Annotated in this window: 23 protein-coding genes; 2 read left to right on the top strand and 21 right to left on the bottom strand. The window is 38.9% G+C overall.

The window, feature by feature from the left end:
• Positions 1-38 precede the first annotated feature (38 nt).
• The 18 genes from flgF to dprA form a co-directional block, all read right to left on the bottom strand.
• Complete coding sequence (gene flgF, locus TTE_RS06845; RefSeq protein ID WP_009610442.1) at positions 39-1,286, bottom strand: flagellar basal-body rod protein FlgF; 1,248 nt, start codon at positions 1,284-1,286, stop codon at positions 39-41.
• A gap of 80 nt (positions 1,287-1,366) precedes the next feature.
• Positions 1,367-1,696: a TIGR02530 family flagellar biosynthesis protein gene (locus TTE_RS06850; RefSeq protein ID WP_050724090.1), complete on the bottom strand. Its 330-nt coding sequence runs from the start codon at positions 1,694-1,696 to the stop codon at positions 1,367-1,369.
• Between the two features lie 30 nt (positions 1,697-1,726).
• The gene (locus TTE_RS06855; protein WP_011025709.1) at positions 1,727-2,122 is read right to left on the bottom strand and encodes a flagellar hook capping FlgD N-terminal domain-containing protein; all 396 of its coding nucleotides are present in this window, start codon (positions 2,120-2,122) and stop codon (positions 1,727-1,729) included.
• 17 nt (positions 2,123-2,139) lie between these two features.
• Complete coding sequence (locus tag TTE_RS06860; RefSeq protein WP_011025710.1) at positions 2,140-3,351, bottom strand: flagellar hook-length control protein FliK; 1,212 nt, start codon at positions 3,349-3,351, stop codon at positions 2,140-2,142.
• 15 nt (positions 3,352-3,366) lie between these two features.
• Positions 3,367-3,945, bottom strand: a complete 579-nt coding sequence (locus TTE_RS06865; RefSeq protein WP_009610449.1) for a MotE family protein — start codon at positions 3,943-3,945, stop codon at positions 3,367-3,369.
• Positions 3,946-3,957: 12 nt separating this feature from the next.
• Positions 3,958-4,401: a flagellar export protein FliJ gene (gene fliJ / locus TTE_RS06870; protein ID WP_011025711.1), complete on the bottom strand. Its 444-nt coding sequence runs from the start codon at positions 4,399-4,401 to the stop codon at positions 3,958-3,960.
• A 5-nt stretch (positions 4,402-4,406) separates the two neighbouring features.
• Complete coding sequence (gene fliI, locus TTE_RS06875) at positions 4,407-5,720, bottom strand: flagellar protein export ATPase FliI (protein ID WP_009610460.1); 1,314 nt, start codon at positions 5,718-5,720, stop codon at positions 4,407-4,409.
• Positions 5,713-6,396, bottom strand: a complete 684-nt coding sequence (locus TTE_RS06880; protein ID WP_407636729.1) for a FliH/SctL family protein — start codon at positions 6,394-6,396, stop codon at positions 5,713-5,715. The genes fliI and TTE_RS06880 overlap by 8 nt, the downstream gene beginning before the upstream one ends.
• Before the next feature lie 76 nt (positions 6,397-6,472).
• Positions 6,473-7,480 carry a flagellar motor switch protein FliG gene (gene fliG, locus TTE_RS06885; protein ID WP_011025712.1) on the bottom strand — a complete coding sequence of 336 codons (1,008 nt, stop codon included), beginning with the start codon at positions 7,478-7,480 and terminating at the stop codon, positions 6,473-6,475.
• Between the two features lie 8 nt (positions 7,481-7,488).
• Complete coding sequence (gene fliF / locus TTE_RS06890; RefSeq protein ID WP_011025713.1) at positions 7,489-9,000, bottom strand: flagellar basal-body MS-ring/collar protein FliF; 1,512 nt, start codon at positions 8,998-9,000, stop codon at positions 7,489-7,491.
• Positions 9,001-9,027: 27 nt separating this feature from the next.
• The gene (gene fliE, locus TTE_RS06895; RefSeq protein ID WP_011025714.1) at positions 9,028-9,324 is read right to left on the bottom strand and encodes a flagellar hook-basal body complex protein FliE; all 297 of its coding nucleotides are present in this window, start codon (positions 9,322-9,324) and stop codon (positions 9,028-9,030) included.
• A gap of 14 nt (positions 9,325-9,338) precedes the next feature.
• Positions 9,339-9,779 carry a flagellar basal body rod protein FlgC gene (flgC, locus tag TTE_RS06900; protein ID WP_011025715.1) on the bottom strand — a complete coding sequence of 147 codons (441 nt, stop codon included), beginning with the start codon at positions 9,777-9,779 and terminating at the stop codon, positions 9,339-9,341.
• 6 nt (positions 9,780-9,785) lie between these two features.
• Positions 9,786-10,181: a flagellar basal body rod protein FlgB gene (gene flgB, locus TTE_RS06905; RefSeq protein WP_011025716.1), complete on the bottom strand. Its 396-nt coding sequence runs from the start codon at positions 10,179-10,181 to the stop codon at positions 9,786-9,788.
• A 222-nt stretch (positions 10,182-10,403) separates the two neighbouring features.
• Entirely contained in the window at positions 10,404-11,156 is a 753-nt protein-coding gene (codY, locus tag TTE_RS06910; RefSeq protein ID WP_009610444.1) for a GTP-sensing pleiotropic transcriptional regulator CodY, read from the bottom strand.
• A gap of 29 nt (positions 11,157-11,185) precedes the next feature.
• A complete protein-coding gene (hslU, locus tag TTE_RS06915) occupies positions 11,186-12,562 on the bottom strand; it encodes an ATP-dependent protease ATPase subunit HslU (RefSeq protein WP_041587163.1) in 1,377 nt (458 codons plus the stop codon).
• Between the two features lie 12 nt (positions 12,563-12,574).
• Positions 12,575-13,105, bottom strand: coding sequence for an ATP-dependent protease subunit HslV (hslV, locus tag TTE_RS06920; protein WP_011025718.1), 531 nt, complete (start codon positions 13,103-13,105; stop codon positions 12,575-12,577).
• Between the two features lie 77 nt (positions 13,106-13,182).
• Positions 13,183-15,267, bottom strand: coding sequence for a type I DNA topoisomerase (topA, locus tag TTE_RS06925; protein WP_011025719.1), 2,085 nt, complete (start codon positions 15,265-15,267; stop codon positions 13,183-13,185).
• A gap of 50 nt (positions 15,268-15,317) precedes the next feature.
• Complete coding sequence (dprA, locus tag TTE_RS06930; protein ID WP_009611056.1) at positions 15,318-16,406, bottom strand: DNA-processing protein DprA; 1,089 nt, start codon at positions 16,404-16,406, stop codon at positions 15,318-15,320.
• A 102-nt stretch (positions 16,407-16,508) separates the two neighbouring features.
• On the opposite strand from dprA, the gene TTE_RS06935 reads away from it, so the two are divergent.
• A complete protein-coding gene (locus TTE_RS06935) occupies positions 16,509-17,234 on the top strand; it encodes a ribonuclease HII (RefSeq protein WP_011025720.1) in 726 nt (241 codons plus the stop codon).
• Positions 17,235-17,239: 5 nt separating this feature from the next.
• Positions 17,240-17,599: a YraN family protein gene (locus TTE_RS06940; RefSeq protein WP_031314020.1), complete on the top strand. Its 360-nt coding sequence runs from the start codon at positions 17,240-17,242 to the stop codon at positions 17,597-17,599.
• On the opposite strand, the gene trpS is transcribed toward TTE_RS06940, so the two are convergent.
• The 3 genes from trpS to TTE_RS06955 are packed head-to-tail and all read right to left on the bottom strand — an operon-like array spanning position 17,596 to position 21,019.
• On the bottom strand, positions 17,596-18,579 hold the full coding sequence (gene trpS, locus TTE_RS06945) for a tryptophan--tRNA ligase (protein WP_011025722.1): 984 nt from the start codon (positions 18,577-18,579) through the stop codon (positions 17,596-17,598). The two genes, TTE_RS06940 and trpS, sit on opposite strands and share 4 nt — an antisense overlap.
• A gap of 26 nt (positions 18,580-18,605) precedes the next feature.
• A complete protein-coding gene (locus TTE_RS06950) occupies positions 18,606-19,490 on the bottom strand; it encodes a YitT family protein (RefSeq protein WP_009611052.1) in 885 nt (294 codons plus the stop codon).
• Positions 19,487-21,019 carry a YifB family Mg chelatase-like AAA ATPase gene (locus TTE_RS06955; protein WP_009611053.1) on the bottom strand — a complete coding sequence of 511 codons (1,533 nt, stop codon included), beginning with the start codon at positions 21,017-21,019 and terminating at the stop codon, positions 19,487-19,489. The genes TTE_RS06950 and TTE_RS06955 overlap by 4 nt, the downstream gene beginning before the upstream one ends.
• Position 21,020 lies beyond the last annotated feature (1 nt).

The following is a 21,020-nucleotide window of genomic DNA, read 5'->3' on the forward strand; positions in this document are numbered from 1 at the left end:
CATCAAGCCTGCCGGGGGTACCCCCAGCAGGCTAAACTTTATCTCTTCATATTCACTAAATCCTGCAGCATTTCATCGGAGACGGTTATAACCTTAGCATTAGCCTGAAAACCTCTCTGAGTTGTAATCATGTCTACAAATTCATTAGCCAAGTTGACATTTGACATCTCTAAAGTCCCTGGGTTTATGCTGCCTCTGGTTCCACTTCCTGCTGCTCCTATCATGGGTTCTCCTGAGTTAACTGTATTTATAAACATCGTATTTCCTACTTTTTCTAAACCCATGGGGTTCTGGAAGTCAGCAAGAGCTATCTGCCCTATTACCTGTCTTCTGCCGTTTGAATATATACCGGATACAACCCCGTACTTGTCAATGTTGATGCTCTGCAAAGACCCTGCCTCATTGCCATTTTTGCTTAATTCTCTCAAATCTGTTTCTGTTGAGAACATTGTAAGCTTTGAAAGGTCAATATTGACAGGGCCAATCTGAGCATTTGTAACTGCTGTGTTCATGTTAAAGGTTAAAGTTCCGGTAGCCTGCGTATTAGGAGCTATCTTTCCATCAGCTCCAAAAGTGATTGCCGTTGAACCAGCGACAGAGACAGAAGAAATATACGGGTCTTGAGAAGATACACTCCAGTTCCAGGTATTGGGGTCTTGCCTTGTGAAAGTTATTGTAGCCACATGGCTTCCACCTTGTGTGTCATAGACGATTATGTTGTAGCTTATGCTCTGACCTATTCCAGTAGAAGCATTCAAATTTCCGCCTATTTCTAATTGAGTAGTGGTAGAAGGCTCCATCCCAAACCAGTTTTTAAGGCTTATCGGAACCAAATTCCCGGTGTCAGTGTTCACTGTCTTGCCATCAGTTGACATCCATCCTAAAACTTTATATCCATCAGGAGTTACCAAGTCTCCATTAGAGTCAAAACTAAAATTTCCCGCCCTCGTGTAAAGAATTGATTCCCCATTTGAAACTATGAAAAATCCATTTCCGTCAATTGACAAATCTGTTGGGTTGTCAGTTCTCTGGGCTCCTCCTCTTGTAAATAAAGTATCAATAGAAGCTATGGCAACTCCCAGACCAATTTGCTGAGGGTTTGTTCCTCCGCCATTTCCTTGAGGAGCCGAAGCTCCTTTTATGGTCTGGCTGAATATCTCTTTAAAAGTCATCCTGCTTGCCTTATACCCCACTGTATTTACATTGGCTATATTATTTCCAATAACATCCAACCTTGCCTGATGAGCCTGTAAACCTGAAATGGCAGAATACATTGACCTTAACATTCTCTCTCCTCCTTTTATTTTAAGCGCTGCCCGCTTTCTCTGTCAGTCGAAAGCGGATAAGCCCCCTGTTAAGGTCCGGCTTATATTATCACAGCGCCGTCTATGTTTGTAAAAACGCTATTTTTTAACATGCTCTCGTCCATAGCAGTTATGACTGTCCTAGATTTCAAATTCACCACAAAAGCTTTATTATCCATTATTATCAGCGAATCCTTTATCCCTTTACTGCTGGCTTTTTCAACAGCCTCTAAAAGCTTTTTGTACTCATCAGGTGTAATCTTTACATTCCTCGCTTCCATCCTTAGAAGGGAATGTTTTGAAAATTTAATTTCTGCAAGCTTTTCTTCAAAAACCTGTTTAAAAGCTTCCCCGTAAGAAGGCTGGGGCTTCTGTATAGAAGGTCCATTCAGCGAATTAAAATGGACTTTCAAAGTATCACCTCACTCAGTGACAGCTCTCACAGCGTCCAAAGGTATATCTAAGCCTTTTACTTTGAGAAAGTACTGCCCATTTTCTCTGTACACAGCATCAACTTTTCCAAAAACTTCTTTGTAATTTCCATTCCCGTCATTTATAGTAGCGTACACGTTTTTGCCTATAAGCGCTATAGCTTTTACAGAGTTAAAACTTTCATTCAAATTCTGCATTTGCTCTAAAGCAGAAAACTGCGCAAGCTGTGCAAGAAACTCCTTGTCATCTACAGGATTTAAAGGGTCCTGATTTTTTAGCTGAGTCACAAGAAGCATCAGAAAATCATCTTTTCCTAACTTGCTTTTTGTAGTGACTTTATTCTGATTGGAAGGAGGCAGTACACTGTAGTTTGTATTTACATTCACTTTAAAGCCTCTCCTTTCTATGCCATCAGGTCAAGATGGCCATCTTTGAAATAATAATTTTGAGAAGTAAGGTCTAGCTCTTCACTTGGCAAATACTTTTTACTTCCGTAATGGTGGAAATAGCGCAGGTTTTCATTTTCTCCATAAAAACTTCCCTGATAGTTTCCTTCGCCAGTGTACTGAGGTGTAAATTGAAAATTTTTATCTACTGCTACATTCACACTTTCAATTTTTATCCCTTTTAAATCCAGCTGAGCCTGCAGCAGAGAAAGATTTGATTCAATTTGGTGCTTTGTCTTCTCGCTTTCTGTAACGATTGTAGCTACTATATTGCCATCAATTGATTTTAAGCTGATTTGAAGTTTGCCGAGTATCTCCGGTTTTAGATTGACAGTCACAGATGAAGCCCCTTTTTCTTTTGCCACAAATACATTATCTACTATCTGACGAAAGAGTCTGTCAACAGGATCATTAGATTTTTTGATGGAATTGTAGGTTAAATTGCTAACAGGCTTGCCCTCATTTTTGAAAAAAACAAATTCCTGTTTTACATCAAAACTTTTTTTCTCTGTCTTTTCTTCTTTTGCCTCCTTTGCAGCAATGAAAGCTTCTTTGTCAATTTTTAATTGCGAAGTTTTATCCTGATTCTTTTGAACATTTTCCTCTGCAAAATCCTTTTGATTCAAATCCTGTAAAAAAGGCTTGTCCAAGTCTTTTACCTTCGCAAGCTTTATATGGCGTTCAATCACTTCTGGAGAAAGTTCAATGTTGAAATTCTCCTTCAAAAAATCGCTTATTTTCTTTGCAATCTCTTTAAAAGTAAAATTCCTTTCTTTTATAAAACCTTGTAGAGCAACTTCTAATTTTTCTCTGACCTTTTCAAAGTCTGATGCACCTTTTTCACTTGAAATCGTCTCTAAACTCAAAGTTATAGTCTGCATTAATGCTGGAATAAAATTGTTTAAATCCTCCATTATATCCTTATCTTCTTTTACTTTTTCTTGAAAAATTTCTACATTTTTTAGCCCATTTTTTTGAGAGAGGAATTCTTCTTTTTTTAGATTCAGGGGATTTTCTTTTATATTTCCCTCTCTTGTTTCAGTGAGTTCACTTAAGAGAAGGTCTAAAAAGCTTACTTTTTCCTTCCCATTTTCACCTCCTTTTGCCATCTTACTGTCAACTGCTTTTAAAAAAGGGAGCAATTCCTGGACTACGACCTGCTCACTCAATTTTTCACCTCCTTTCTAAGGCACCATTGTGGCACTCTTTAAGAGCATATTTGTTATTTTTGCAGCCTTTTCAGGCTTTAGTGCCTCCATTATTTTTGATGCGCTGTCTTTGTTCATAGAAGTCAGTATTTTAATCACTTCTTCATCTGACATGTTGTTTAAAATTTGGGCAGCATTTTGAGGGTCCATGTTCTGATAGTACGTGGCTATGTCTTTCAAACTGTTTTGCCTGCTTTCAAACTGCTGTTTTAAGGTTAATTTTTCATTCTGCAGTTCCTCAATTTGCTTTTTGAGCTCTTCTATCTGAGCGTTTTGCTCTTTTATCTTTTCTTCGTAGTTAGAAATAGTAGCTTCTTTTTTCTTCAGTTCCTCATTTAACTTTGCAATCACTGCATCTTTGTCTTCTGTTTTAGGAGGAGAAACTATCCCTTTTAAGAGAGGAATTTTTGATATTTGCTTTGTCAAGAAAACTTGACTCCCGCCTATATTGAAGTACACCAGAACAGAAGACAAAATTATGACCAAAATCAGTGCTAGAATTATCACCCATTTTGCTTTCGACCTTTTTTTCTCCTGAACCTGCTCATTTTGCATGGAAATGTCCTCCTAATAGGATTTAGCAACTTTGTAGCTCACATGCTCATCTATCACTCTTGACTGTTCGAGATTTAGTAGATAAAGATATTCAGAAAACTGTCTTTCCTTTAAATTTTCTAAGGCCTTTTTCTCTTTCGACACCTTCAAAAGCCCTTCCCTTATTTTTTCTGCCTCTTTTTCCAATTTCAAAATGTAGTTGGCCTGTTTCTCAATCATTTCTCTAATTTTCATTATGTAGGCTTCTGTCTCTGCCAGTTTGTACATCAAAGTCCCCTCTTCTACTTCCTCTTTCGCTCTTTTAGTAACTTCCTGAAGGTGCTTCTTTAGGTTTTCAAGTTTTTCTCTTTCTCTCTCTATCTCTTTCATAATTTTTGCTAAATTCTCTTTCTCAATCTTTTCTGACTGCTCTTTTAAATTCAATACCGACTGGAGGGTAAATTCAAATTTTTTCATTCTCATCACCTTTCAAGAGATTTAGCTAGAAGTTTTTTCGTAGTTTCAAAATCATAAGCTTCATCGATTTTCTGCCTTAAGAAGCTGTTCATTTTTTCATTAAGCTCAATCGCTTCGTCAATTTTAGGGTTAGTGCCAAAGTTATAAGCTCCTATGTTTATCAGGTCCTCCGCTTCTGCGTAAGTGGCGAGGATATTCTTAAACTTTGCCACCAGCTCCTTGTGTTCATCCGTTATGATGTCATTTATCACCCTGCTCACGCTTGCCAGTACGTCTATGGCCGGATAGTGGTTTTTGTTTGCAAGCTTTCTGGATAAAACTATGTGTCCATCCAGTATGCCTCTTACCGCGTCAGCTATAGGTTCATTAAGGTCATCTCCGTCTACCAAAACCGTGTACAAAGCTGTTATTGATCCCTTTTGAGATGACCCTGACCTCTCCAAGAGTTTTGGAAGCACAGAAAACACAGAAGGAGTGTATCCCCTTGATACAGGTGCTTCTCCAATAGATAAACCTATCTCTCTCTGAGCCATCGCGAAGCGCGTTATAGAGTCCATCATGAGAAGCACGTCAAGGCCCTGGTCTCTAAAGTACTCAGCTATAGCAGTAGCGGTCATCGCTCCTTTCACTCTCACCAAAGCTGGCGTATCAGACGTTGCTACTACCACGACAGACCTCTTTAGCCCTTCCTCTCCGAGGTCTTTCTCTATAAACTCGTTTACCTCTCTTCCTCTTTCTCCAATGAGAGCAATCACGTTTAAATCTGCTTTTGCGTTCCTCGCCATCATCCCGAGAAGGGTACTTTTCCCAACTCCGCTTCCTGCAAAAATTCCAATCCTCTGCCCTTTGCCGCAAGTCAACAGACCATCTATTGCCTTTATGCCTAGAGGCATTACCTCTCTTATCCGTTTTCTTTCCAGAGGGTCTGGAGGAGTGTTGTTTACAGGAATTGATTTTTCGTATTTCAAGGGACCTTTACCATCTATTGGGTTGCCAAGTCCGTCCAAAACCCTCCCTAAAAGGGATTTCCCTACATTTACTTTCAAGGTCTGGCCTGTAGCTATAACTTTGCTTCCCGGTCCAATTCCCTCCATGTTGCCTAGAGGCATGAGATAGACTTTTTCCTCCTTAAAACCTACTACCTCAGCGAGAACTTCATTCCCATCAATTGTCTTTATGTAGCATATTTCACCTATATTAGAAAGTGGACCTACGCTCTCAATAGTAAGGCCTATCACCTGGGATACTTTTCCGTAATATCCTACTAGCCTTTTTTCTCTCAAAATCTTTGAATATTTTTCCAAAACCCCGCTACTCATTTAACACACCTGCAAACAAGCTTTTTAAAGTCTTCAGTTGAGTTGTCACTCCAGAATTTATCACTCCAGAGTTTGTCTCAATTATACAATCTCCCTTTCTCAAGGAGAGGTCTTTGACAATGTTGATTTCATCTAAAAACTCTACATCTTTTAAAATCTTGTCCTTATTTTTTACGCAATGTTCATAATCTTCTTCACTTACTCTTACAGTCACCTTATCAAAAGCGTTGTAATTTTCCATTCCCTTTTTTATGAGGCTTAGTATCAAATCCTTGTCTTCTTCCACGTGTTTTCCTACAATTTTCTCCACTGCCTCCAAAATAACGTTTATCATGTCACTTTCCGCCTCTTTGTAAAGCCTCTTCTTTTCCTCCAATATCTCTTCTTTTAAGGCTCTTGCCTCTTCAATGAGGGCTTGGGCTTTTTCTTCGCCTTTTTTATATCCTTCTTCATAACCTGCCCTATAGCCTTCTTCATAACCTTTTATCCTGTACTTTTCTTCAATTTCATGCGCTCTTTCTTCTGCCTCTTTTAGCATCTTCTCAATATCTTCTCTCGTTTTTGAAAGGATCTCTCTTTGTACCTGCCTTGCTCTTTCTATCATCTCTTTAGCCAAGGTCAAGCTCTCATTTTTTACATTTTTACCCTCTTCTTTCTCTTCAAGTGGACCCTCAATCCTTCTTTTCTTTTCAGGTACCTCAAATTTTAGCAGGACAGGAGAGGAGATGCTGACCTCTCTTTCTTTATAATACCTATACAATAATCTCGTCCCCTCCTCCTCTTGAAATTACTATCTCGCCTGCTTCCTCCAGCTTTCTTATTATGTTTACAATTCTCTGCTGAGCTTCTTCCACATCTTTTAACCTTACAGGACCCATGTACTGTATGTCTTCCTTTATCATCTCTGCGAGGCGCTTCGACATGTTGCTGTAAATGACTCTCTGCACTTCCTCGCTGGCACCTTTTAAAGCGAGGGCGATATCGTGGTTGTCCACTTCTCTTAACACTCTCTGTATAGACCTTGAATCCAACGTGACAATGTCCTCAAATACGAACATTCTCTTCTTGATCTCTTCTACAAGCTCAATATCTATTGTCTCTAATGTATCCAAGATGTTCTTCTCTGTGCTCCTGTCAACAGAGTTTAGTATATCTACAATTGTCTGTATTCCACCAGAAGAAGTGTAATCTTGAGTTACAAGTGAGGAAAGCTTTCTTTCCAGAATTCTCTCTACTTCTTTTACCACCTCAGGAGATGTGCTTTCCATTTTAGCTATCCTCATTGCCACTTCAGCCTGCAATTTTTCAGGCAAGGAGGAAAGGATGGCTCCTGCCTGCTGGGGCTTCAAGTAAGATAGAATCATGGCGATGGTCTGAGGATGTTCGTTTTGTATAAAATTGAGCACTTGTGAAGGGTCTGCCCTCCTTATGAAGTCAAAGGGCCTCACCTTTAATGAAGAGGTGAGTTTGTTTATTATCTCAAAAGCTTCCTGAGCCCCCAAAGCTTTTTCTAAAACAGTTTTTGCGTACTCAATTCCGCCCTCTATTATGTATTCCTGTGCAATGCACATATTATAAAATTCATCAATTATTTTCTGTTTTTCTTCAGGAGTTAGATTCCTTATACTGGCAATTTCTAAAGTCAGCTGTTCTATCTCTTCTTCTCTCAAGTGCTTGTAAATCTCGGCAGAAAGTTCTGGACCCAAGGCTATTAAAAGCATTGCGCTTTTCTGCCTTCCAGTTAAAGCTCCTCTCGCCATATTATCACCTACTCTTCATTAAGCCACGTTCTTATAAGTTGAACTACAATATCGGGCTTTTCTCTTATCAGCTTCTCTATTTGCTTCTTCTTTTCATCTTTTTCTGTGATAACTATCTCTTCAACAGGTTCTGCTGTCGCAAGCACTTCTTCCTCAGCAGGAGGAATGACTTCCTTTGTTTTCCTTCTTCTAATCATCAGAAAAGCGACTAAGCCTCCTCCTACAGCCAAGGCAGCTATAATTCCCCACAAGTAAATAGGCATTCCTTGAGCGACTTTCTTCTGCGCCTGCATAGCTTTAAGCAAATCCTGGTTAAAAGGTATCCCTTGTACTGATACTTTTACATTATTCCCTCCTGCAGCATTTGCAACTAAATCTGCAATTTGCTGCTGCATAGAGGCATTTAAAGGCTTATTTACAACAACTGCTACAGAAATGCTCTCAATTTTCCCTTGTGCCTCTACAAGAGTTGTCTTTATCTGGTTTATCTCATAATTTATAGTAGTTTCCGTTTTGTCATAACTGGAGGTATTGTTATTTTGTTGATTATAAACTGGAGGATTATTCGTTGGTTGTCCTGGGGGGCTTCCACTTTGTGTCCCTGTTGCCTTTTCTTTTAATTCCTGCACACTTCTAACAATTCCTTTGTTGTCATTTCCCTGAACAGGAGTGTATTCAATTCTGTCCTCTGTCTTTTTATCGAAATTTAACCTCACATTTGCCCTCACTACCACATTGCCTGGTCCAAACACCTGCTCTAAAAGGGTCTGAAGGCTATTTTGCAAGTCCTCCTGCACTTTTTTTTGAAGGGCAAACTGATTGCTGGCATTCTCTGCAATAGAATCGCTCTCTGGGGTCAAAATTTTTCCTGTACTATCAATTACAGTAACGTTTTCTGGTTTTAACCCTTCTACACTTTTTGAAACGAAATCTATTATTCCCTTAACTTGCGAAGGGGTCAAAGTAGCTCCAGGCTTTAAAGTAAGCATGACAGCCGCTGTCGCTTGATTGGTAGTATTGGAAAGCACAAAGGCGTTCTGGTCAGGAACTACAATATTTACAATCGCATCTTGCACACCTTCTATGGTTTTCAGCGAATTTTGTATCTCATTTTGTACAAAGTACAGGTACTTCTGTCTCCTTTCCTGGTCTGTTGTGGAAAGCGAGTTGTTCATCGCATCTTGAAAGCTAAATCCTCCCTGAGGTATACCCTCTGTCGCCAATTTCATCCTTATTTCATCTTTATACTGAGCAGGTACTAAAATTGTCGTCCCATTGTCCGATAATTTATATGGGACTTTAAAATCGCTTTTTAATTTCTCTACTACTATTCCAGCATCTTTTAAGCTCAAATTAGAATACAATACCACGTAATTAGGCCTATTGGCTATGTATACAAGCAAACTGATGCTTATAAACACTAAAATTGCTATAACCGTAAGCTGTATCTTTTGTTTCTTGTCAAACTTATTCCAAAAGTTTAAAAGCTGTTCTCTAAAATTAGCGATAGATTGTGGCATTGATTCACCTCATTTCATCGCAAGACATTAAAGCGGCATCCTCATTATCTCTTGATAGGCCTCCAGCACCTTGTTCTTAATCTGAATTGTAAGCTGAAGTGCAATATCTGCTTTGACAGCATCTATCATGACTTTATTTATATCATCAATTTCTCCGGTCACTAACTTCTTGTCATCCTCTATCGCTTGAAGCTGTAGGTCATTTACCTTATTCAATGCCTCTTTTAAAAAATCACTAAAACTGTTTATCTTGCTGGTTGAGGGTGCAATATTATTGGTCTCTGTGAGAGTAACAGGCTGTATACCGGTAATCTGATTTATCATTTTCCTCTACCCCTTCATTTTCCTATTTCTAAAGACTTTTGAAACATAGATTTGGCAGCATTAAAAGCGGTTACATTGGCTTCATAGGCTCGAGTTGCAGAAATCATATCTACCATCTCAGCCACAATATTTACATTAGGGTAAGAAACATAACCCTGCTGGTCCGCATCTGGATGACCCGGGTCATAGACTCGCCTTAAAGGAGTTTGTTCATCTTCTATTATCTGTACCACTTCTACTCCCTTACCCGTGTATTTTCCTTTTACTTTTTCGAGAATGCTCTGAAAGCTGTCTGGTTGAATTTCCTTAAAAACCACCAGCTTTCTCCTGTAAGGACCGCCTTGAACTGTCCTTGTAGTGTTGGCATTGGCAATATTTTGCGATACCACATCCATTCTGACTCTCTCTGCAGTCAACCCGGTTGCGCTTATATCCATTGAACTAAACAAATTCATTCAACATTACCTCCCGTCTTTTACGGCTGTCATGATGGAATTGAGTTCTCCGCTGACTCTTTGAACAAGAGCGTAATAGTAGAGCTGATTTTTAGCAAGCTGTGACATTTCATAATCTATATCCACATTGTTGCCGTCCAACCTCATTGAAGTAGTGTTGACTTGATAAATCTCTGGCTTTATTGAATCAATTGGGGGAGGACCTATAGGAATGTGACGAGGATGTGTTATATAACCTTTAAGCTTATTTCCATTTAATGCTTCCTGCAAAATTTCTTCAAATTTGACTTCAGACCTTTTAAAATTGGGGGTATCTACATTGGCTATATTATTTGCAATTACATTGCTTCTCACTGTAGCTGCATATAAACCCTTTGCCAGAAGGTCTATATTCTCCCACATTTTCTCCCCTCCTTCGACCACAATATACTTAATTCGACAAAAATCTCAAAAATCCTGCTAAATTACTCCAAAAAATAAATATTTAACATTGTTGTAACGCTGCCTTTTTTGTAAAATAATATCAAATTTTATCGAATATTATTATACCATGTCTTAACATTTTCCTCCATAAGAAAAAAGTCCTATTTTCCAAAATAAAAAACCCCTGCTAAGTAGCAGGGGTCAGTCTCTTTTCATTTTTTCAAGCTCTTCCAGGAGCTTTTCATTGAGAACCCTTATATGAGTCCCCTTCATGCCCAAGGAACGGGACTCAATTATTCCAGCGCTTTCAAACTTTCTCAAAGCATTTACAATTACAGACCTTGTAATGCCTACTTTGTCAGCTATCTTGCTGGCAACAAGAAGTCCCTCTTTCCCTTTCAATTCCTCAAATATGTTCTTTATAGCTTGAAGCTCTGAATAGGAGAGAGTAGCTAAAGCCATCTGCACTACAGCCCTTTTCCGTGCCTCTTCTTCAATTTCTTCATTCTTTGCTCTTAAAATCTCAAGGCCTACCACTGTAGCTCCGTACTCTGCAATTATCAAATCGTCGTCAGTAAATTCTTTCGTGGATCTTATAAGAAGCAAAGTACCTAGTCTATCTCCTCCTCCATTTATAGGGACAACTGTCACTATCAAGTCAGCTAGGGCCTTCTCTTCTTTAAAGAGCTTTCCTTTGTCATTTGCTAGCGTTTCTGTAACTCTTAAAAGTCTGTCGTTGTACTCCTCAGGAATTGCCTTGTCTTTCGCAAAAATTTCATCTCCATAGTCCTTTAAAGCGCTATACCCTAGAACTTTCCCTTTTCTACTTAAGATATAGACATTGGCTTCAATTACTTCTTTTAAAATAGAAGCCATTTCCATAAAGTCTACCGGTTGTATGCCAGTCTTTTGTAAGATTCGATTTAATTTTCTCGTTTTTTCTAAAAGCGTCATTTTTCAATCCTCCTGTGTTTTTTATTTTTTTACAAAATGTATTTATTGACTTCGTACTTGTTTAAGCTGTCTTTTAATTGTTCTTTGACATAATCTGCTGTTATTACTATCTCTTGACCGCTCAACTCGGGAGCATGGAAAGAAAGGTCTTCAAATAACTTCTCCATTACAGTGTGGAGCCTTCTCGCTCCAATATCCTCAGACTGCTGATTTATCAGGTAAGCTACTTCTGCAATTGTCTCGATCGCTTCTTCTGTATACTTAATTTCCACACCTTCGGTTCTCAAAAGCTCCTGATACTGCTTTGTAAGAGCATTCTTTGGTTCTTTTAATATCCTGACAAAATCTTCTTTAGTCAGAGGCTTTAAGTTTACTCTTATAGGGAATCTTCCTTGAAGTTCGGGTATTAAGTCAGACACTTTTGCTACGTTAAAAGCCCCAGCAGCTATGAACAGTATGTAGTCTGTTTTCACAGGCCCGTATTTTGTCATGACAGTGCAGCCTTCTATTATCGGTAGAAGGTCTCTTTGAACTCCTTCTCTTGATACATCGGGGCCTGCTGAATACCCTGTACTGGCAATTTTATCAATTTCATCTATAAATATTATTCCATCATTTTCTGCTCTTTTTACTGCTTCTTCTATCACTTCATCCATATCAATGAGGTTTTGCGCTTCCTCTGCTTCTAATATTTTTTTCGCTTCAGCTACTGTCACCTTCCTCAATTTTTTCTTTTTGGGCAAGAGGTCAGAAAACATGTCTTGCAGTGTTATGTTAAGCTCCTCTGCCCCTAAATTTGTGTACATTTCCAGCATTGGGGGAGTTGTGTCAGTTACTTCAATTTCCACCATGTGGTTGTCAAGTTCGCCACTTCTCAGCCTCTGCCTTATTTCTTCCCTTTTGTAGCTGTCTACATTATCCGGTTCTTCAGTCCTCTCACTAGAAGGATAGTTAAAAATCATTTCAAAAGGATTTTTAGGCTGCTTTTTCTTTTTCCCCAAGAGGTAATCTATAAGTCTTTCTTCAGCTAGTTTTTTAGCCTTTTCTGTCACAGCTTTTAATTTTTCTTCTTTTACCATTCTTACAGCAGCTTCTACCAGGTCTCTTACCATTGAATCCACATCTCTTCCTACATATCCTACTTCAGTGAATTTGGTAGCTTCTACTTTTACAAAAGGGGCTTCTACCAGTTTAGCTATTCTCCTCGCAATTTCCGTCTTACCCACTCCAGTAGGCCCTACCATCAAGATGTTTTTGGGGGTGACTTCCTCTTTAAAATCTTCCGGCAAAAGGCTTCTTCTGTATCTATTCCTCAAAGCAACTGCCACAGACTTTTTTGCTTCCTTTTGTCCGACTATGTATTTGTCAAGTTCTGCTACAATTTCTTTAGGCGTGTAATTTTTCACATTCCTCACCCCCTAGAGTGTCTCTACTGTAATATTGTTATTTGTATACACGCATATCTTTGAAGCTATTTCCAAAGCTTTTCTCGCAATTTCTTCTGTATCTAAATCTGTGTTATACCTTAAAGCCAAAGCAGCAGCCATAGCGTAATTCCCTCCGGATCCTATTCCAATGACATCTTCATCCGGTTCTATAACTTCCCCTGTTCCAGATATCAGCAAAGTATCTTTTTTATCTGCAGCAATCAAAAGCGCTTCCAGTTTTCTTAAAATCTTGTCTTTTCTCCACTCCTGTGCCAACTCAACAGCTGCCCTCTTTAAATTGCCGCCATATTGTTCTAATTTCTCTTCAAATTTTTGAGATAAGGTCATGGCATCTGCTACAGATCCTGCAAAACCTACTATGACTTCTCCGTTGTAAAGCCTCCTTATTTTTTTAGCTCCGTGTTTTAATATAGTGCTGTCTCCAAAAGTGACCTGTCCGTCTCCCGCCACAGATACCCTATCTCCTCTTCTGACTGCAACTATAGTAGTGCCTCTAAACATAATTACACCCCTTTAAACATTTATAACACATTTTGTGAAAAGCTTCAAGATTAATTCAAAATTTTTGATAAATTCATTTAATTAGTTTCTTTCTGATATCCGCACTCTGGATTAGAACACTTTATGACAATGCCGTTTTTCGTATTTTTTTCTACCATTAGGCTGCCACAAACCGGACACTTTTCATTGACCGGCTTATCCCAAAGCACAAAATCGCACTGAGGCGCATTTTCACATGAATAATAAACCCTTCCTTTTTTGCTCCTTCTCTTTACAATTTCCCCTCCACATTTAGGGCATTTTACACCCACTTTTTCAAGAAGGGGTTTTGTGTTTTTGCACTCTGGAAACCCTGAACAGGCCAAGAATTTGCCGTATCTACCCTTTCTGACTACCATCGGCCTTCCGCAAACTTCACACTTTATATCAGTTACTTCCACTTCCTCTTCTAGTTCCACTTTCTCCATCTGTTCTTCGGCAACCTTCAAAGTCTTATAAAAATCTCTGTAGAAGTCTCCTACCACCTCATACCATTCTACTTTTCCTTCTTCTATCTTGTCCAGCTGTTCCTCCATCTCAGCAGTAAATCCCACATCTACAATTTCTGAGAAGAATTCTTTTAAGGCATCTGTGACGATAAACCCCAGCTCTGTAGGTTTTAAAACTTTTTTGTCCTTCACTACATATCCTCTCTCTAAAAGAGTAGCGATAGTTGGAGCATAAGTGCTAGGTCTTCCTATTCCTTTTTCTTCTAGTTCTTTAATGAGAGAGGCTTCAGTGTATCTGGGAGGCGGCTGTGTAAAGTGCTGTGTCGGCTTCAGCTCTTCCAATCTGACTTTTGTGCCTTCTTTTAATACAGGTAGTGTCTTTTCTTCCTCTTCTTCCTGAAAGTCACTGCCTTCCACATAGACAGTCATAAACCCCAAGAATTTAACGCTTGACCCTGAAGCTTTGAAGATATAGCCGTTATTTTTAATGTCCATAGCCACTGTGTCATAAATTGCTGGCATCATTTGACTTGCAATAAATCTATCCCATATCAATTTGTACAGTTTGTACTGGTCAGGTGTCAAAGAGTCCTTTATAATCTCTGGTTCTCTGAACACAGAAGTAGGCCTTATAGCCTCATGGGCATCCTGCACATTGGCCTTTTTTGAAGAATACTCTGCATCAGGATTTGCATACTCTTTTCCAAACTTCTCTGTGATATACCTGTATGCCTCTTCCTTTGCCTCTTTCGCTACCCTTGTAGAATCTGTCCTTATATAAGTGACAAGTCCTACACTGCCTTCCCCTTTTATTTCAATTCCTTCGTAAAGCTGCTGAGCAATTAACATGGTTTTCTTTGCAGTAAAGCCCAGTTTGCGCGATGCCTCTTGTTGTAAGGTGCTAGTGATGAAAGGAGGCGGCGGATTTCTCTTTTTTGTCCCTGTCTTTACTTTATATACGACATATTCTTCAGATAGAGAATTTATTATCTTATCTACTTCTTCTCTATTTTTTAGCTCAATCTTTTCTTCTTCTCTTCCGTAGAACTTCGCCTCAAATTTGCTAGAAGTTTTTTCGTCAAAAAGAACTGCAGTTATATTCCAGTATTCTTCAGGCACAAAGGCCTCTATCTCCCTTTCTCTGTCACAGACCAGTCTTGCAGCAACTGACTGAACTCTTCCAGCACTTAACCCCCTTTTTATCTTTTTCCATAGAATAGGGCTAATTTTATATCCTACCAGCCTATCTAAGATTCTCCTCGCTTGTTGAGCATTTACTAAATTGAGGTCTATTTTCCTCGGATTTTTTATAGCAGCTTGGACTGCGTTTTTTGTAATTTCATGAAATTCTATGCGACAGGGTTTGTCAATATCCAAATCTAAAAGCTGGGCAATGTGCCATGAAATTGCCTCTCCTTCTCTATCAGGGTCTGTAGCGAGGAAAATTTTCTCAGCATCTTTTGCCTCTTTTTTTAATTTTTCAATTATCTCGCCTTTGCCCCTTATTGTTATGTACTTGGGAGCAAAGTTATTTTCAATGTCAACGCCCAGCTGGCTTTTAGGCAAATCCCTGACATGCCCTTGAGATGCAGCAACTTTAAAATTTTTTCCAAGAAATTTTGAAATAGTTTTAGCCTTCGCAGGAGATTCCACAATAACTAGAGACTTTGCCATGAGTACACCTCCAAAACAACTAATAATTATATCAAAGTTTTTTGTAATTATCAAAAAATTTTTTTAGTATATTTGTTGCCAGGGAGCCTGTCAATCAAACCTTTGAGCATGAGAGAGGTCAAAATGCTGTTCAATTTCGACATTTTCATGTTCAAAGTATAAGAAATTTCTTCCACATCCCTAGGAGCCTCTTTAATAAACTCGTACACCACCTTCTCATCCTCCGTCAAAGATAGTTCCTCATTTTCAGTTAATGCCATTCTGAGGTCTTCTCTGAAGCTAAACTCTTCTAAAATATCCTCCACCTGTGTTACAATTTTTGCTCCTTGTTTTATGAGGTCATTCGTTCCAGCACTATATGCACTTGTGACATTTCCGGGCACCGCGAAAACTTCCCTGCCCTGTTCTAAAGCAAATTGTGCAGTTATCAAGGCACCGCTTTTGGCCCCAGCCTCTACCACTACTACTCCCTGAGAAAGGCCGCTTATTATCCTGTTCCTCAGCGGAAAATTCTGAGAGAGGGGCGGATAGTCAAGAGGATATTCAGACACCAAAAGTCCTTCCTCTCCAATTTGCTCCATCAACTTTTTATTCTCTGTAGGATATACCACATTTATTCCACATCCTAAAACGGCTATAGTGCTCCCCCTTCCTTTTAAAGCACCTAAATGGGAATATGTATCTATACCCCTTGCCAGTCCGCTCACAACCGTTATACCTCTTTCTGAAAGGTCGTAAGAGAGTTTTTGAGCCATTTGCTTTCCATAGTACGTAGCTTTTCTTGATCCTACCATGGCAATTGAAAATTTGTCTTTTAAATTTAACCTGCCTTTCAAATAAAGGACAACAGGAGGGTTGTGAATTTCCCTAAGAATAGAAGGATACTCCTCCTCTTCTAATGTATATACACTTACTTTTAATTTTTGCAACCTTTCTACATATTCAAACGGGTTTAATTTTTGTGCCTCCACTATTTTCTCCGTTAGATTTTTCTTTCCTGTTGCCTTAAATATATCAATTTCTTTTGCCCTGTAGATTTCCTCGGCCTTTTTAAAAAACTCCATCAATTGAAAATAGGACTTGTATCCTATCCCCACTACACTACTAAGCCATATCTTAAAAACTTTTTCTCTGTTCACTTGTATCACCTTTTGTAAATTCTTTCTTCAATTTACCTTTATTATAATACAAAAACTGTGATAAAATAAAGGAGAACAAAATATTAAAAAGGTGAGGAAGCCGTGAAAAAGCTTAATTTGCGCCAGTTAAAAGAACACCTTTATCATGGTTCTCTTCAAGATTTGGACTTTTCAAATCTCACTTCTTCAGCAAAAGCATGGCTTGAAAGGGAAATAAAGAGAATAGAAGAAATGAAATTTTATGAAAAGAAGCTTTACGAAGAAGGGCTAAATTTTATAGCAGGAGTTGATGAAGCAGGAAGAGGACCACTAGTGGGTCCTGTAGTAGCTGCTTGCGTAATACTCCCCAAAGAGATATTTATACCGGAGATAAACGACTCAAAAAAACTTCCTGAGGAAAAAAGAGAAAAATTGGCAGAAGTGATAAAAAAAGAAGCGATTTCCTATGGAATAGGTATAGTAGACTGCAGAGAAATTGATGAGATAAACATACTAAATGCAACATTGAAAGCGATGAAGAAGGCTATCTTTGAAGTAAAAGAAAAAATAGAATACCTTCTGGTGGACGCCATCTCAATCCCCGACATGCCTATAAAGCAGCTTCCCATAGTAAAAGGCGATTCAAAAAGCATATCAATTGCCGCTGCTTCAATTCTTGCAAAAGTAGAAAGGGACAGGATTATGAGGGAATACCACAAACTTTACCCTCAATACAACTTTGCAAAAAACAAAGGATATGGCACAAAGGAACACATCGAAGCTTTAAAAAAGTACGGGCCATGTCCTATTCACAGGCGGACTTATGTAGAAAAAATTCTGAAAGGATGAAAAAAGTGAACAAAAAAACAGTAGGCAGCGTAGGTGAAAAAATAGCTGCCCAGTATCTCTCTAAAAAGGGGTATAAAATTTTAGAAAAAAACTTCAAGTGCAAAATTGGAGAAATAGACTTAATAGCCCTTTACAAAAACCAAATAGTCTTTGTAGAAGTAAAAACGCGAACTTCTGTGAATTTTGGACTCCCCAGCGAAGCCGTAGACTTTCACAAGCAGCAGAAAATTGTAAAAATAGCTCAAGTTTACATAGCTAGCTCAAACTTCAAACAATACCAACCGCGATTTGACATAATTGAAGTGTACCTCAATCCCGAAAAATTGACTTTAGAAAAAGTAAATCACATTTTAAATGCCTTTTAATCTCTTAGTATAAGCCCCATCTTTTCCTTTACTTCTTTCAAGGTCTCAACTGCTACAGCTTCTGCCCTTTCAGCCCCTTCTTTTAATACCCTTAAAACTTCTTCTTCGCTTATATCCCTGTAATTTTTCTGTATAACCGAAAGCTTATCAATGACAACCTCCGCTAGCTCCTTCTTCAAAGTACCGTAACCCTGCCCTTTAAACTTATTCACAACTTCATCTACTTCCATGCCAGTGAAAAGGCTGTATATTGTGAGGAGGTTGCTAATCCCCGGTTTTTTCTCCCAATCAAGCCTTATTTCACTTTCGGAATCTGTCACAGCTTTCATTATTTTCCTGTAAATTGTGTCTGGGTCATCCAAAAGATTTACCCTGTTATTGGGGTCAGCGTCGCTCTTGCTCATCTTTTTAGTCGGGTTTGTCAAACTCATAATTCTAGCGCCAAACTTTAAGATCATGGGCTCTGGAATGACAAAGGTTTCCCCAAACCTGTTGTTAAACCTCTGTGCCACATCTCTTGTAAGCTCCAGATGCTGCTTTTGGTCTTCTCCCACAGGCACATAATGGGTCTTATACAAAAGTATGTCGGCCGCCATCAAGTCAGGGTATGTAAAAAGTCCTACAGAAACCGACTCTTTGCCCTTACTCTTTTCTTTAAACTGAGTCATTCTGCTAAGCTCTCCAAAATAAGTGATGCATTGAAGCAGCCATGCCAGTTCTGCATGAGCTGAAACGTGGGATTGTACAAAAAGAGTGACTTTTTTGGGGTCAAGCCCTATTGCCATATATAAAGCTGCCAGTTCAATGGTATTTTTCTTAAGTTCCACCGGGTCCTGAGGGACTGTAAGAGCGTGTAAATCCACGACACAAAAGAAACAATCGTAGTCATCCTGCAGGGCAACGAACTGTCTCATTGCACCTAAGTAATTTCCTATGTGAATATCCCCTGACGGCTGTACTCCAGAAAATACTCTTTTCAATCTCAAACGCCTCCTTTGCGAAGAATTTAAAAAAGTTCTCTGACGAAACCCTTTCCGTGAACCTCTGACACATCAAGTATGGAAAGAAAAGCATTGGGGTCTATCTGATGCACGATGAGCTTCAGCTGAGGAAGCTGAGTCAAAGATACAATTGAGTAAAGGACTTTTTTGCTAACTCCAGTATAGGCACCTTCTCCGTGAAGCAGCGTAACTCCTCTGTGGAGAGTGTCCATTATCTCTTTACTCACTTCCTCTACTTTGTCAGTTACAATTAAGACCATCTTCTGCCTATTAAATCCTTTTATAGTTTTATCTACCATATAAGAGGTGATGTACATAGAAACAAGCGTATAAAGAGCACTTGTAAGTCCGAAAAATATAGCTCCTAAAGCTACAATTATGAAATTGACTGTAAAGGATATGCGGCCAATCTCAAAATTATCATATTTTTTCTTGACAATAACTGAAATTATATCCAGTCCTCCTGTAGAACCGTGGTTGCTAAATACTATTCCCATTCCAAGCCCATTCAATACGCCGCCATAAAGGCTTAGAAGCAAAGGATCGTTTATGAGCAAAACATTTCTCACGGAATAAGTGAGGACTAGAAAGAAAGACAGAGCAGCAGTGCCTATAATAGTAAAAATTGTAAAGCGCAAATTAACTTTTTTGTAGCTTAATATTAAAAGAGGAATATTAAGTAAAAATATAGTGTACCCCGCTGGAAATTTTGTGAAATACTGTATTATGAGAGCTATACCTGAAACTCCACCGCTTAGAAGCCTAGCGTGTACGAGGAACATGTTGATCCCTATAGAGGATATAAAAGTCCCGACCAATATGAAAAAAATATTCTTAATGCCCTCTTTATTGAATATGTCCTTTACATTCACAGCATCACACCTTCTCATTTATACCAGTATTTACTGTCAGCAATTCTGTACTGCAGTGCCTCTGCCACGTGTTCTAACTTAATATTTTCTTCCCCTTCCAAATCTGCGATTGTGCGAGCCACTTTTAAAACTTTGTTATACCCTCTGGCACTTAAAGAAAGTTTGTCAAAGGCCTCTTCTAAAAATTTTTTTGTTCTAGTGTCAAGTCTGCAGTATTTTTTAAGCAAATTTCCTTTTAACTGGGAATTTGAAAATATGCCTATATTCTTGTACCTCTCAAGCTGAATTTTCCTCGCTTTTTCAACCCTTTCCCTAATAGTGGCAGAAGTTTCTGTCTCTTCACCCTCTTCAAAATAGTGCCCTTTTTTAAGAGGTCTTACCTCCACGTGCAAATCTATTCTGTCCAGCAAAGGGCCAGAAATCTTGTTCTGATATCGCCTTATCTCATTTACACTGCAGTGACATTCATGAGTATCATCACCGTAATAACCACAAGGACAAGGATTCATCGCGAGGATCAATATGAACTTGCTGGGATATGTAAAGCTTCCGTTGACCCTAGTGATAGTTACAAACTCGTCCTCTAAAGGTTGCCTTAAAACTTCAATGGCATCTTTTTTAAACTCAGGAATCTCGTCCAAAAACAAAACTCCGTGGTGAGCTAAAGATACTTCTCCAGGCTTTGGATATTTACCACCACCTACCAAGGCAACTGTAGAAACAGTGTGATGAGGAGACCTAAAAGGCCTTGCTGTCATAAGAGGCGTCCCTTTGGGCAAAAGCCCTGCGATGCTGTATATCTTTGTTACTTCTAATGCTTCTTCAAAGGACAAAGGAGGAAGAATGGTGGGAAAACGCCTTGCCAACATTGTCTTGCCAGAACCTGGCGGTCCTATCATGAGCACGTTATGGGAACCCGCCGCAGCTATTTCTAAAACTCTTTTTGCGTTTTCTTGTCCTTTAACTTCTGAAAAGTCTACCCCATAGTCCGGGCTTTTAAAGAAATTTTCTATATCTAAAGAAAAAGGATTAAAGGTCTTTTCCTCATTTAAAAACTCTACTACTTCCTTTAAACTCTTCATTGCATACACATTTATTCCTTTAACTACAGAGGCCTCTTGGGCATTTTCATAAGGCACTACTACAGATAAGATTCCACTTTCTTTTGCCCCCATCACCATTGGAAGAACGCCATTTACTCCCCTTAAGCTACCGTCTAAAGAAAGCTCTCCAATAAAAGCAATGTTCTCTAGGTCATTTTTCACTACCTCAGTTCCTTTCAGAATCCCTACTGCTAGAGGCAAATCAAAAGCGGTGCCCTCTTTTTTAATGTCGGCAGGGGCGAGATTTACCGTTATCTTCTTTAAAGGAAAGTCAAATCCGCTGTTTTTTATAGCTGCCCTTACCCTATCTCTTGCCTCCTTTACCTCTGTATCCCCTAATCCCACTATGTCAAAAGAAGGTATCCCTGTCCCTAAATCTATTTCTACATCTACTACATATGCGTCTATTCCTAAAATGGCCATGGTTTTTACTTTAGAGAGCATG

This window comes from Caldanaerobacter subterraneus subsp. tengcongensis MB4 (genome assembly GCF_000007085.1).
In the GTDB taxonomy this organism is placed as follows: Bacteria; Bacillota; Thermoanaerobacteria; order Thermoanaerobacterales; family Thermoanaerobacteraceae; genus Thermoanaerobacter; species Thermoanaerobacter subterraneus.